The 12,071-nt window shown below is 70.2% G+C and carries 11 protein-coding genes and 1 pseudogene; 7 read left to right on the plus strand and 5 right to left on the minus strand.

Features of this window, described 5'->3' with window-relative positions:
- Positions 1-296: 296 nt before the first annotated feature.
- Positions 297-671 (minus strand): hypothetical protein, encoded by a 375-nt coding sequence (locus AB5J87_RS00365; protein ID WP_369372582.1) that lies wholly within the window; start codon positions 669-671, stop codon positions 297-299.
- A 153-nt stretch (positions 672-824) separates the two neighbouring features.
- Between AB5J87_RS00365 and AB5J87_RS00370 the strand changes: the two genes are divergently transcribed.
- Together AB5J87_RS00370 and AB5J87_RS00375 are read left to right on the plus strand one after the other, a co-directional pair.
- Positions 825-1,079 carry a hypothetical protein gene (locus AB5J87_RS00370; protein ID WP_369372584.1) on the plus strand — a complete coding sequence of 85 codons (255 nt, stop codon included), beginning with the start codon at positions 825-827 and terminating at the stop codon, positions 1,077-1,079.
- Positions 1,080-1,560: 481 nt separating this feature from the next.
- Positions 1,561-1,839, plus strand: a pseudogene (locus AB5J87_RS00375) (DUF6000 family protein); the annotation flags it as partial.
- Positions 1,840-2,195: 356 nt separating this feature from the next.
- Here AB5J87_RS00375 and AB5J87_RS00380 read toward each other — a convergent pair.
- A complete protein-coding gene (locus tag AB5J87_RS00380; RefSeq protein ID WP_369372586.1) occupies positions 2,196-2,786 on the minus strand; it encodes an ALF repeat-containing protein in 591 nt (196 codons plus the stop codon).
- Positions 2,787-4,093: 1,307 nt separating this feature from the next.
- On the opposite strand from AB5J87_RS00380, the gene AB5J87_RS00385 reads away from it, so the two are divergent.
- Together AB5J87_RS00385 and AB5J87_RS00390 are read left to right on the plus strand one after the other, a co-directional pair.
- Positions 4,094-4,501, plus strand: coding sequence for a hypothetical protein (locus AB5J87_RS00385; protein ID WP_369372588.1), 408 nt, complete (start codon positions 4,094-4,096; stop codon positions 4,499-4,501).
- A gap of 66 nt (positions 4,502-4,567) precedes the next feature.
- A complete protein-coding gene (locus tag AB5J87_RS00390; RefSeq protein WP_369372590.1) occupies positions 4,568-5,413 on the plus strand; it encodes a poly-gamma-glutamate hydrolase family protein in 846 nt (281 codons plus the stop codon).
- 284 nt (positions 5,414-5,697) lie between these two features.
- Here the strand turns inward: AB5J87_RS00390 and AB5J87_RS00395 are convergent, their stop codons facing one another.
- Positions 5,698-6,735: an aldo/keto reductase gene (locus AB5J87_RS00395; protein WP_369383315.1), complete on the minus strand. Its 1,038-nt coding sequence runs from the start codon at positions 6,733-6,735 to the stop codon at positions 5,698-5,700.
- A 131-nt stretch (positions 6,736-6,866) separates the two neighbouring features.
- Here AB5J87_RS00395 and AB5J87_RS00400 point away from each other — a divergent pair, with 131 nt between their 5' ends.
- A complete protein-coding gene (locus tag AB5J87_RS00400; protein ID WP_369372592.1) occupies positions 6,867-7,487 on the plus strand; it encodes a TetR/AcrR family transcriptional regulator in 621 nt (206 codons plus the stop codon).
- A 76-nt stretch (positions 7,488-7,563) separates the two neighbouring features.
- Here AB5J87_RS00400 and AB5J87_RS00405 read toward each other — a convergent pair whose 3' ends face one another.
- Together AB5J87_RS00405 and AB5J87_RS00410 are read right to left on the minus strand one after the other, a co-directional pair.
- Positions 7,564-9,015 carry a carboxylesterase/lipase family protein gene (locus AB5J87_RS00405; protein WP_369372594.1) on the minus strand — a complete coding sequence of 484 codons (1,452 nt, stop codon included), beginning with the start codon at positions 9,013-9,015 and terminating at the stop codon, positions 7,564-7,566.
- Between the two features lie 46 nt (positions 9,016-9,061).
- Positions 9,062-9,979 (minus strand): MBL fold metallo-hydrolase, encoded by a 918-nt coding sequence (locus AB5J87_RS00410; RefSeq protein WP_369372596.1) that lies wholly within the window; start codon positions 9,977-9,979, stop codon positions 9,062-9,064.
- Positions 9,980-10,116: 137 nt separating this feature from the next.
- Here AB5J87_RS00410 and AB5J87_RS00415 point away from each other — a divergent pair, with 137 nt between their 5' ends.
- Positions 10,117-11,043: a helix-turn-helix domain-containing protein gene (locus AB5J87_RS00415; protein ID WP_369372598.1), complete on the plus strand. Its 927-nt coding sequence runs from the start codon at positions 10,117-10,119 to the stop codon at positions 11,041-11,043.
- A 333-nt stretch (positions 11,044-11,376) separates the two neighbouring features.
- Complete coding sequence (locus AB5J87_RS00420) at positions 11,377-11,913, plus strand: GNAT family N-acetyltransferase (RefSeq protein WP_369372600.1); 537 nt, start codon at positions 11,377-11,379, stop codon at positions 11,911-11,913.
- Positions 11,914-12,071 lie beyond the last annotated feature (158 nt).

Here is a 12,071-nt window from a genome sequence, read left to right on the forward strand (position 1 = left end):
GTTGCCCTTTGTGTTCCGCGCCGGGCAGCACTTGGACGTCCGGGCCGCCGTTCATTCGACTTCGATCGTGATCCGATCGGTCGACGGGAGCTGGGCGGGCATGTCCTCCCCGTATCAGGCGCATTCGATGCCCGAGAGGAACCCGCTGGCAGCCCACACCAGGATCTCCCTTGCTCGACGGCGACGCGGAACGCGGGGCGGGTGGGCTCCCGGTCACCGCGGTCGCGCCCGCGCGCCTGCCACTGCCACGGCGCCCGCGCCTGGCCCCGTCCCTGGACCGTGCTGCGAGTTCGTCACTACGTCCGCCTGGCCTGCTCCGTTGCGCGGGTGTGGGGGGCATCGGGCCATACCCACTGGTCGGTGGGCGTGATGGTGAGGCCGAAGCGGGTCCGTGCGGGATCTCCTGCGCTCTGCCACCAGCGCGTCGCGGCTTCGGCTTCGCCCCACAGGCGGCGTGGGCCGTACCGGGCAATCTCGAAGGTGGTGGCGTCGGGGGTGTAGTCGATGCTGGCCCAGGCGCCGGTGTGGTGGTCGGCGAGCCAGAGGGTGAACTCACTGTCGGGGCCGTGGCCGACGCTGTGGCGACAGTCGGGGACGCGCGGGCCGGTGGCGAACGCGGCATCGGGATCAGCTGGGTTCTGGACAACACGGCCCTGGCCCCGATGAGGCACTTGGCCGCTCCTGGGGCGTGGTTCAACGTCGTTGACGGGTCGACAGGCTGCCGTACGCGCAGAGCTCAACGATCCCTTGTGCCGCTCGTTGAAGAGCCCGCAGCCCACCAGCGAGGCCATTCGGGAGACATGGCCCCTTGGTACCATGCGGCCATGGAGTCGAGTTTAGTCGAGGGTGATGGTTGCGAACTGCCCGCTACTGCGGTGTGCTGGCTCACCGACGATCCGCAACCGGGGCTGGTGCTGGTGGAGTTCGCTGACGCCTATGATCGTCCTCACCAACTGGTGGGCAAGACAGCCTACTTCGGCGGCAACCTGACGTCGACGTCGACCTACCCGTGCCCGACCAGCATCCAGTGCACGATCGAAGACATCACGGACGATGTCGCCACTGTGAGCACATGGTGACTGGAGGGCGGGCCCAACGACACACGTTTCGTCTTCGACGTCTGGTTGGACACCCTCGGGCCCACCGTCGACATCTGACTCGTCGGTTTCGTTCAAGGCCTTCGGCTCCGGGTCAACCTCGTTGCCGCGAAGAAGGCGGAGCGGGGCTCGGCCGTGCACCTGTCACCTGATGGCCTTGATGTGGTTCTTCATGCGCCCCCTTCGACGATGCCTGAGCTTCCGGACAGCGTGGGGCGGGCGGTGACGGTGTCGGTCCCCGGTCCGCGTCGGCCGGTCAGCCGGGTCGCAGGACCCGGCCCCAGAACTCCCGCCCCGTGCGCCATACCGCCTCCGGCGCCCGGCGCCGGCCCAGGTCACGCAGGATGGCGGCAACCGACTCCACGTGCGCACTATCGGCGCCGAAGTACACCCGCGCCTACGCGTCCAGGCCCTCGCAGCAGACCACGAACCAGCCGCCCGCCTCTTCGTGCCACAGCACTCCGCCGTCTCGCGCCGCGAGCACTTCCGCGACCGTCTGGGAGCGCTGCTGCTGGAGAGCGAGGTCTGCTGTACGAACCGGGCCCACTGCGTGGCGCTGGCGAGGTTCGGCACCGCGGAGGACGCCGGCCTGCTCGCCGCTTCCCTGGATCGCTACCTCCGTCGGCCCGACCTCGCCTACGGCCAGCCCACCGCCGTGGGCACCCCGGCGTACACCGACTCCGCTCTGCACCGCGGAACCCTCGTCCCGTGCCCCGGCCCGGTGGCTCTGGAGGGGCGCGGCTGATCCGGAGACGCGCCGGTCACCCGGGGCGAGGTGAGCACGCACGAAGGTGCGTCCTGGACCGGCGCCGTACCGGGGACGGTGGGCGTCCACCCCTGGGTGTGGCGGAGCAGGCAGGCCCGATGGACCGCGACGCCCGGCAGCGGTCCTGACCGTCCGGGCGAACGACACACTGGCGATACCCAACCCCTCCACCAGCCCTGGAACCGCAAGGGGTTCGCCAACAGCCTCGACCAGCGCGTCCCGTCCTGTGAACCGGAGGAGAGCTGACGCAGCGCCGCGATGCGACGTGGGTCGATGACCGCAGCAACAGCGACGGCCGCCTGCCGTACAGCCATGGCAGGCGGCCCGGTCGGTCAGACGTGGTAGCGGCCGACCTCCAGGAAGTGCCGCATCTCCTCCGGAGTGCCCCTGAATGCCTTCTCCGCCGCCTCGCGCAACGCCTTGCTGCTCGCCTTATCGGCGAGGATCATAAAGATCGCCACGCGGTCGTCCTCCGCCTGGGCCAGCCGCAGACCCGTCTGCAGGAAGTACGCGCGGTCCGCGGCGGTACCTTCGAGCGCCTTCGACGCCTCGCGCTTCACGGCCTTGTCCGATGGGTGCTGCGCGAGGATGGTAAAGATCGCGAACCTGTTGTCATCGTCCTGTGCGATCGCGCGTCCGGTCTTCAAGAAGTTCCGCAGGTCGTCGACGGTGCCGTCGAGCGCTTTCTGCGCCGCGCGGTTGACACTCCAGCCGGTGGCGGGGTCCCCGAGGATACAAAAGACCGTGAACCGCAGGTCGTTCTCCGACATCGTGTCGTACGGTGAGCCGCCATCGGTGGCCGCGACCGCGGCGGCGCCGCATGACGAGGACGAACCGGTGGCGGCGAGAGCCGGAGTGGACAGCATCAGGGCAGGCGCAAGCGCGCCGGTAACCACAACGAGTGCCGCACGGTACAGCTTCATGAATCCCCCATTGATTTGGTCGTTGCCGAGTGTGTGTCCGGCCCACGGGGCGGTCCGGACGGTCAAGTCGCCGCCGCGAAAGCGTCCCTCCCCCACCCGAAGGTCACTACACGGGAGGGCGCCGGGGTTTATTGCCGGATCGCGGCAGTCTTCGTCCGATTTTGCTGTTGGTCTGATGATCGTGTTGTGGATGGTGAAATCCGCGCGCCACCCGGAGCGGTGATCGGCACCGAACGCGGCCGTCCCAGCAACCGCACGGTGAGCCGGAAGGCAGCCGATGATGTCGCGGGTACCCGGTACGCACCGCTCGGCGGCCTCTGGCCGCACCCGCCGGCGCCCCCTGTCGCCCCTGGCCCGTCAGTGGAGCCGCCCCCGTGCGCATGGCTTCACGAGGAACCAAGCGCCGCCACCTCGACAGAACGGGCTCAGCCGGAGTCGGCGCACGCGAGCCGTTTACCAGGTTTCGAACCACATCTGATTGTCGGTTCCATTGGTCGGCCACATGATCATCTGAGTCCCCGGAGAGGTGGACAAGCCCGGCGGCTCGACCGACTTCCCGTCATAATTCTGTATGTTCCATCGGGCTCCCATTCGCACGCTCTGAGTCGACCCGTGGTTGCATGTCCAGACGATTACGGTACCGGGATTGTTCCCGTTCCAGGTGTCCAGGCAATTCCCGAACCCATTGACCAATCTGGGCACTTCGGAGCCGTCATTGGGCTGTACGGTCCACCAGGTCCACCACTGCCCGTTCTCGCCCTTGTTGCACTTCTCCTGGGTCACCCAGGAACCAGGGACTCCTCCTGCGCTTGCGTGCAGACACAAACCATTACGGTTCTGGAGCATGAACCAGTGCCTGTCATCGGAGGACGCCGACGGCACTGTCCTCCCGGTTGTGCGCTTGGGCAGCTCGTCCGCAGCCGAAGCCTGCGCGTTCACACCCACCACCGACGCCAGCAGCGCGGCGAGAACGCCGATCCCCTTCTGGGTCTTTCGACGCCAGGACATAAAACCCCCTCTTCACGGCGAGACACGCCATGCTTCAACAATCATGATGACCACGGCGTCACTGACGCGGTCGCCGTGTGCAACACCCTTGAATTTAGGCACGTTCACTGAGCCGGGATGTGCGAGGCGTGCAGAGCTCCTCGACATTTCGTGCAAGGCCCCTCCCAGAGCGGGGAGGGCTGCCGCGAGGGGTCATCTGGGGCCGGGCCGCGGCCGAACGCGGCGAGCCGCGCCAGTCCCTGCCCCTCGGATACGTCCACGATCTCGATCGGGCGCAGGGCGGGACGCTCCCCGGCTGGGTGCGCGATGGCACCGGACAGGTGTGGTACTACTCGGACCCGGATGCCTGCGCGATCGACGTGGATGACGCCGGGATGCCGCGGACCGGCAGCCAGGGCCCCGCAGCGCCCGCACCAGGGCAGCAGCCCTCGCCCGGCGGCACCCCCGCCCCGCAGGACCCCGAGGCCGAGCCGCTCGGCTTCGGCACGGCCGACGAAGTCGTCCCCGACATCGCGGCGTCCGGGCAAGACGAGGAATCAAGCCCCCAGGATCCCGAGGGCGACCTGGCCGAAGCTGGGCCGGACGACGAGCAGGCGTCCGACGGCGGCTCCAAGAAGAAGGTCAAGAAGCGGGGGCTCCTGGAACCGTTCCCGATTCGGGAGCCGTTCCTGATTCGGGAGCCGGGGCCCGACGGGATGGCCGAATAGCACCGATACGGCTGAAATCAGACCCCGGCGTCCGGACGTCCGCAGGGCATAGGGATCATTACGGCCATGACTACCACCAGCCGTCGTACTGTTCTCACCGCCCTGGCCACCGCCACCGTCGCAGGTCCGCTGATGGGCGGGCTCGGCGCGACCGCCGCGCACGCCACGGGCGCGAACGACCTCTACGACTCCAACACCGACCTCTACACCAAGCTCGCCGGCAAGGAGGGCACCGACTTCGCCAGACGCTACAAGCGGCACGAGCAGGTCGACAGCGACCAGAAGGGCGCCGTCGCCTACGGCCGCACCGCCGTCCTGGCGCTGCACGGCGGAGGCATCGAGGGCGGCACCTCCGAACTCTGCCTCGGTATCGCCGGATACGACCCGGCCACGCTCTCCGCCAAGGGCGGCCCGGCGTACGACTACTGGATGTTCGAGGCGATCCGCAGCAGCGACAACAGCCAGCTGCACGTCACCTCGAAGAACTGCGACGACAAGGTGGCCCTGTCCATCGCCGCCGCCAACCTCAACGTGGTGAGCCTGCACGGCTGCACCGCCGCCCAGGCCGGAGCGCCCTCGACACGCCCCGAGGCCGTCGTGGTCGGCGGTCTCAACACCACCTTCAAGACGTATCTGCGCGCCGCGCTGAGCAGCGCCGGGTTCCAGACCATCGACGGGTCGACCGAGCCGGACCTGGCGGGCGTCGACCCGTCCAACATCTGCAACCGCACCCTGCTCGGCAAGGGCGCCCAGCTGGAGATCACCACCGAGCTGCGCAAGTCCATGTTCAGCGTGAACACCATCGCGGGCCGGGCGACCAGCACCACCCCGGTCTACGACAAGTTCGTGGCGGCGGTCCGTAGCGCCATCGCCCGCCTGGAGGCTTCGGGCGGCGAGCAGATCATCCTCTGACACCGCCGAGGGCAGCGGTACGACAGCGGGCCCGGTCCACCAGGAGGTGGACCGGGCCCGTCCGCGGGAGCGGCGCCGGCGTCAGGGTGGCGCCGACGGGTACAGGTCCGTTCGCGGGCTTCGACTCCGGCACGCCACCAGTACGTCTCGCGCCGCACCCGCACCTTCGCCGTCCGCACGTCCTCATGAAATGACCCTGGTAGCGGGGTGGGCGCCCGGCCGGACCGAACACCGCGCGGTGCCCGGAAGGGCCCGGTCGGTGCCGGAGCACACCCCCGGCGGCGTCAGCCCGCGAGTGGCGGGTTGAGACGGGCGAACGCCTCCTGGCGGCGGTAGGGGAAGTACGGGTACGGGGCCGTGCGCGCGCTCGCCGCGTCCAGGCGGGCGACCTGCTCCGGGGTCAGCGACCAGCCCACGGCGCCGAGGTTCTGCCGCAGCTGCTCCTCGTTGCGGGCGCCGATGATGACGGAGGAGACGGTCGGGCGCCGCAGCAGCCAGTTGATCGCCACCTGGGGGACGCTGCGGCCGGTCTCGGCGGCGACCTCGTCCAGGGCGTCGACCACCCGGAACAGCAGGTCCTCCTCGACGGGCGGGCCGTAGTCGGCGGTGTCGTGCAGCCGGGAGCCGGCCGGGAGCGGCTCGCCCCGGCGGATGCGGCCGGTGAGGCGGCCCCAGCCGAGCGGGCTCCAGACCAGGGCGCCGACGCCCTCTTCTGCGGCGAGCGGCATCAGCTCCCACTCGTAGTCGCGGCCGATCAGGGAGTAGTAGACCTGGTGGGCGGCGTAGCGGGGGCGGCCGTGGCGCTCGGCCAGGTCGAGGGACTTCATCAGTTGCCAGCCGGAGAAGTTGGAGACGCCGGTGTAGCGGATCTTGCCCGCGCGGACCAGGTCCTCCAGGGTGGCCAGCACTTCCTCGATCGGGGTGGCGGCGTCGTAGGCGTGCAGTTGGAAGAGGTCGAGGTGGTCGGTGTCGAGGCGGCGCAGCGCGTCCTCGACGGAGCGGATCAGCCGGGCCCGGGAGGTGCCGGCGTCCTGGGGGCCGTCGCCGAGCGGCAGTCCGGCCTTGGTGGAGATGAGCACCTGGTCGCGACGGCCGCGCAGGGCCTGGCCGAGCACCTCTTCGGCGGCGCCGTCGGAGTAGACGTCGGCGGTGTCGAAGAGGGTGACCCCGGCGTCGATGGCGATGTCGAGCAGGCGGCGGGCCTGCTGGACGTCGGTGCTGCCCCAGGCGCCGAACAGCGGGCCGCGTCCGCCGAAGGTGCCGGTGCCGAGGCTGAGCGCGGGGACCTTGAGGCCGGAGGCGCCGAGGCGGCGGTACTCCATGCCGGTGGAGGTGGGCTCTGAGGTCGTGGACATGGTGGTGCCTCCTCGAAGCCCCTAATGGGACTCTGGTTCCGTTAAGATGGTTCGAAGCTAGCAGACTCCACCCGGCTAATGGAACAGGAATCCCGTTAATGATCGACGAGCCCTCCACCCCCGGCACCCTCCGCCCCGGCGGTCGCACCGCCCGGGTCCGCGCCGCCGTCCTGCGGGCCGCCGAGGAGGCCCTCGTCGCCCACGGCTTCAGCAGCCTCGACCTCGGCGACCTCGCCCAGCGCGCCGGAGTCGGCCGCACCACCGTCTACCGGCGCTGGGGCAGCACCACCGCCCTGGTCGCCGACCTGCTCACCGACATGGCCGAACAGTCGCTGCCACGCACCCGCAGCGGCTCGCTCACCGAGGACCTGCGGGCCAACGCCCGACTGGTCCGGCGCACCCTCGCCGACCCCCGGCAGGGCGCGCTGTTCCGCGCCGTCCTGGTCGCCGCCAACGACGACCCGGGCACCGCCGAAGCACTGCGGCTCTTCTACCGGCGCCGGGTCGAGGAATGGGCACCATGCGTCACCGAGGCCGTGGAGCGCGGCGAACTCCCGTCCGACACCGACCCGTCCGAGGTGATCCGGGCCGTCTCGGCCCCGCTCTACTACCGGATGCTCACCACCGCCGACCCTCTGGACGAGACCGCCGCCGACCGTGCGGCGGCAGCCGCCGAGGCCGCCGCCCGGGCCGGGGCATACCGGCGGACAGCGGACTGAACCTGATCCGCACCGGGGGTGAACCCGTAACAAGACACCCCGTCCGTGACGCATCCCCTCGCGAGGAAACTCCGCGTCAGCCGGTTCCTCCTCCCCCGAGGACTTCCACCGTGGGACGCTGCGGGTCGTAGGCGGCCCAGCCGGGGCTGCCGGTGCGGGCGAACGCGACCCAGGCGCCGTGCATCTGGGCCGCCAGACCGGCCGGGGCGGGGGCGGGGCCGAGCAGGCCGGTGTCCCCGTGCAGCCAGGGTTCGTCGGCGAGGTCGAACACGAAGGGCAGTTCGACGGTGTGGGCGGCCCCGAGCCGCCCGTCCAGAGCCGTCGAGCGGTACCCGAACGAGTAGCGGTGCGTGCGTCCGCCCGAGATCCGCGCGTGGGCACGCGCCATGCGCGTCGTACCGGCCTCGAACAGGACCTCCCCGAGGACTGCGGAGCGCAGCTCGCCCGGTGTCGCGTCCGGCCGTGCCGCGCGGTGCGCGGCCAGGACCCTCTGCGGGTCCGCAAGCACCCGGGCGGCGAAAGCGCGTACCTCGGCTTGCGTGGTGGACTCCAGGACGCCCTGCGGTACGAGGTAGAGGTGTCCCTCTTGGGTGTTGGTGCCGATGAGCAGGTCGATGTCTGCGGCCGGTCCGTCAGCGAGGGCGTCGGCGGGCTGTACCGGCAGGACCAGGCTGAACGGGCTGAGCCCGGCCAGCGGGTCCCTGGCGGCAGGGGTGCGCAGGTCGAGGCCGGCCAGTGCGGGCAGGACCTCCAGCAAGCGCCCGTCGCGGATCGGGGCGAACGCCTCGGCGGTCGGTTCGACGCCCAGCGCGGCGGCCACTGCGGCGCTGACCCGTTGCGCCTGCTCCGCGGTGAACGCGCCGGTGCCGTTGCCACTCTGGATGATCGCTCGCCGGAACAGGCCCTTGGCCTGCGGTGTCGCGAGCAGCGCGCCGACGAGAGTGGCGCCCGCGGACTGGCCGAAGACCGTGACGTTTTCGGGGTCGCCGCCGAAGGCCGCGATGGTCTCGCGTACCCAGCCCAGTGCGGCGAGCACATCGAGCAGTCCGCGGTTGGGCACCGCGCCCGGCAGGTCGAGGAAGCCGGGGATGCCGAGCCGGTAGTTCACCGTCACCAGGACCACGCCGTCGCGGGCGAACGCGCTGCCGTCGTAGAGTGCCGCGCGGTTCGAGCCGGTGACGAAGCCACCCCCGTGCACGAAGACCATGACGGGGCGCCTGCCGTCATCGGCGGCAGGCGTGTGGACGTCGACGGCGAGGTATTCCTCGCCGGGCACCCAGCCCGGCCCGAAGTACGGGGCCATGTCGAGGCGGCCGAAGTCGCGGGCCGGCTGGGGAGCGGTGGGCGAGGGCCGCGTGCCGTCCCGTACACCGGACCAGCGCGGGTGGGGGGTGGGCGGGGCGAAGCGGCCGGCGCCGGTCGGTGGCGCCGCGTAGGGCAGGCCGCGGTAGCGCTCGCCTGATCGGCCACGGAGGCCGCGCACGGCGCCCGCCGGGGTTTCGACGTACGGATCTGTCTGCCGGTCCACGGGAGCTTCCTCTCCGGAAGGGGTGAGCGGGGAAAGTCAGGGGACGTCAGGAGATGCGGGAGAAGCCCGCCCACTGCTTGATCGCGAACTTCGAGCCGCTGCGCGCGATCTCCGCCGCGCCGTGGCCGCCGAAGTGGGCCGGGAACACCAGCGCGTGGTTCTCGCTGGCGCGGCCCAGCAGTCGGCGCCGGGTGGCGCGGGACTCTGCCGGGTCCTCGCAGAAGCAGGAGTTGGTGTCCGGCTCCGCGATCTGCAGCGCGGTGTGCACCAGATCCCCGACGAACAGGGCCTGATCGGCGCCGGATTCCAAGGTCAGCACGGACGAGCCGGGGGTGTGCCCGGGAGCGGGATCGAGGCGCAGGTTCTTGTCGATCCGGTACGACCCCTCCCACAGGTGGGCCAGTCCCGCCTGATGGACGGGCGTGACGCTGTCCTCGAAGACGTTCTGGTTTCCGCGGCCGAGCACACTCCTGTACCCATTGGCCGGGTCCCAGAACGCGAAGTCCGGCCGGGGCATCAGGTACGTGGCGTTCGGGAAGGTCGGCACCCAGTCCCTGCCGTCGAGGCGGGTGTTCCAGCCGACGTGATCGATGTGCAGATGGGTGTTGACCACGATGTCCACGTCCTCGGGCCGCACACCGGCGGCGGCGAGGTTGTCGAGGTAATCCGTGTCCAAGCGGTTCCACACCGGTGCGTAGGGCCGGTCCTTGTGGTTGCCCACACCGGTGTCGACAAGAATCGTGCGCCCCTCGCTGCGCAGCAGCCAGGACTGGACCGCGGTGCGGCACTCGTCCGTCCGCGGATCCCAGAAGTCGGGCGCCAGCCAGTCACGGTGCTCAGCCCACGAACCGTCGGGGCTGTCCGGGAAGAACGTGCCGGGGGACATCTCGGCCGAGCCGTAGAACTCCCTGACACGGGTGACGGTGACATCACCAAGAATGATCTGCTCAGGGGTCTGATCCATGGGGTCCGTCCTCGGGCCGGGTGTACGTCGCTGGACGGGAACGAGCTTGGACGCATGGCCGGGCACGAGCCACTCCCCTCCTTTCCCACCCCTGGCAGGGTGTGGCTGGGGCGAGCCGCACCCTGAATACTGGGGCGATGAACGCACCCGGCCCGCTCGGCACCTTCCTCCAAGCCCGACGAGCCAGGCTGCGACCCGAGGACGTAGGTCTGCGCGACCTCGGGCCCCGCAGACGGGTGGCCGGCCTGCGGCGCGAGGAACTGGCGCAGCTGGCCGGCGTCAGCGTCTCCTACTACGCACGGCTCGAACAGGGCCAGTCCCGCGGAGCCTCGCCCGAGGTACTCGACGCGATCGCCCGTGCCCTCCTGCTCGACCACCACGAACGCGCGCACCTCGGCCGGCTCGCCGAGGCCGGCCGCCACACACGCGGCCCGCGCCGCCCGCGGCCGGAGAGGCTCACCGACGAAACCCACGACCTCCTGCGCGCCCTCGACGGCGTCCCTGTGATGGTCCTCGGCCGCCGTACGGACGTACTGGCCTGGAACACCCTCGGCCATGCCCTGCTCGCCGGTCACCTGGGCATCCTCGACCCGCAAGACCCGGTACTGCGTCCGAACATGAGCCGGATGCTGTTCCTCGACCCGCACTGCCAGGACCTGTACACGGACCGGAAACGCAAGGCGCGCGCCGTGGTCGGCAACCTGCGGATCGCCGCCGGCAGACATCCGCAGGACCCGCTCCTCGCGGCACTGATCGGCGAACTGACAATGAAGAGCGCGGAGTTCGCCGCACTGTGGGCGGACCACCGCGTGGCGCCGTGCGATGCCGCGTCGTACGAGCTGCACCATCCCGTCGTCGGCACGGTGACGGTGACTCAGCAGACCCTGTCCATCGCCCGCGCACCGGAACAGACACTCATTGTCTGCACCACCCCCGCCGGCTCCCCCTCCGAACAGGCCCTCACACTCCTGCGGCAAGCGAGCAGCAGCATGCCCCGCACGCGCACGACCCCCGGTGAGGACGACGACACGGCGGTGAGACAGAACACCGCGGCCACGCGATAGGGCAACCGATAAACACCCGTCACGGGAGAGCGGCAGAAATAGAGGGCGAGACCCTGCCTGCCCCAAAGACAGGCTGTTGATGACAGCCCTGCTCGCAACTCCTCGACGGCACTTGTCTGGACCTCTACGCCTTACGGGACCGAACCGGCCAGCGCGATCGGACCCGCCGGGTTGACGTACCCGTGGGGGGTGGACTTGGCGAAGCCGTCTGTCGACGCTCCAGCGGGAAAGTGCCACGGCCGGTCGAGTTCGACCGAGCACGGACCGGCCGGCCGACGGTGGTGACCGGAGAATCACCTGGCCACCGCCCGGCGGAGAGATCATCATGGAGGAATGTCTGAGAACCGACGCCCTGCAGCACCGACCGCGGTGCGACTCCCCCAGTACACCAAAGCGGATCAGGAAGAGATCCTCGGCACCAGCGATGATCCCTTCGGTGTCGCCTCGGCCGGTCTGACCTGGTTGCCGAAGGAAGAGCACTTCGGCATCAGACACGACGGCCGGCTCGTGGCACACGCCGGCCTGCGGCTCCTGTCTGTCGCGGTCGGCGACACCAGGACAGAGGTGGTGGGTGTCGGCGGCGTGGCCGTCTCACCCCGCGTGCAAGGCCAGGGCCTGGCCCGGCTCGTCGTCACAGCCGCCCTGGAACACGCCCGCGCCATGGGCCCTCACCACGCACTCCTGTTCTGCCGCCCTCCCCTCGTCCCGCTCTACCAGCGACTCGGATGGCAGCCTCTCGACAACGACGTCACCGTCGAACAACCCGAGGACCGCTTGGTGACCATGCCGTTGCGGACCATGGTGACGCCCTTGAGCGACGATGCCCGCTGGCCTTCAGGGCCAGTACGCCTGTACTCGCTCCCCATGTGACGAAAGGCCAGCCAGCACCGCGACCAGAGGCCGCCCACCAGCGCCTGGGCTCGACTGCATACCCGACCCGCCTCGGCTGGTTGTTCGCCAACCAATCCAGTCGTCACAGGTCGACAACAACAGAACGGGTAGCTACCGACCCGGCAGATCGACCAGCC

The sequence above is a fragment of the Streptomyces sp. cg36 genome, assembly GCF_041080675.1.
Taxonomy (GTDB): domain Bacteria; phylum Actinomycetota; class Actinomycetes; order Streptomycetales; family Streptomycetaceae; genus Streptomyces.

Excerpts from the sequence above, each read along its gene's own strand:
- AB5J87_RS00380 (WP_369372586.1), bottom strand. The coding sequence starts at position 2,786 with ATGAAGCTGTACCGTGCGGCACTCGTTGTGGTTACCGGCGCGCTTGCG.
- AB5J87_RS00420 (WP_369372600.1), top strand. The coding sequence starts at position 11,377 with ATGTCTGAGAACCGACGCCCTGCAGCACCGACCGCGGTGCGACTCCCC.
- AB5J87_RS00395 (WP_369383315.1), bottom strand. The coding sequence starts at position 6,735 with ATGGAGTACCGCCGCCTCGGCGCCTCCGGCCTCAAGGTCCCCGCGCTC.
- AB5J87_RS00400 (WP_369372592.1), top strand. The coding sequence starts at position 6,867 with ATGATCGACGAGCCCTCCACCCCCGGCACCCTCCGCCCCGGCGGTCGC.
- AB5J87_RS00390 (WP_369372590.1), top strand. The coding sequence starts at position 4,568 with ATGACTACCACCAGCCGTCGTACTGTTCTCACCGCCCTGGCCACCGCC.
- AB5J87_RS00415 (WP_369372598.1), top strand. The coding sequence starts at position 10,117 with ATGAACGCACCCGGCCCGCTCGGCACCTTCCTCCAAGCCCGACGAGCC.
- AB5J87_RS00410 (WP_369372596.1), bottom strand. The coding sequence starts at position 9,979 with ATGGATCAGACCCCTGAGCAGATCATTCTTGGTGATGTCACCGTCACC.
- AB5J87_RS00370 (WP_369372584.1), top strand. The coding sequence starts at position 825 with ATGGAGTCGAGTTTAGTCGAGGGTGATGGTTGCGAACTGCCCGCTACT.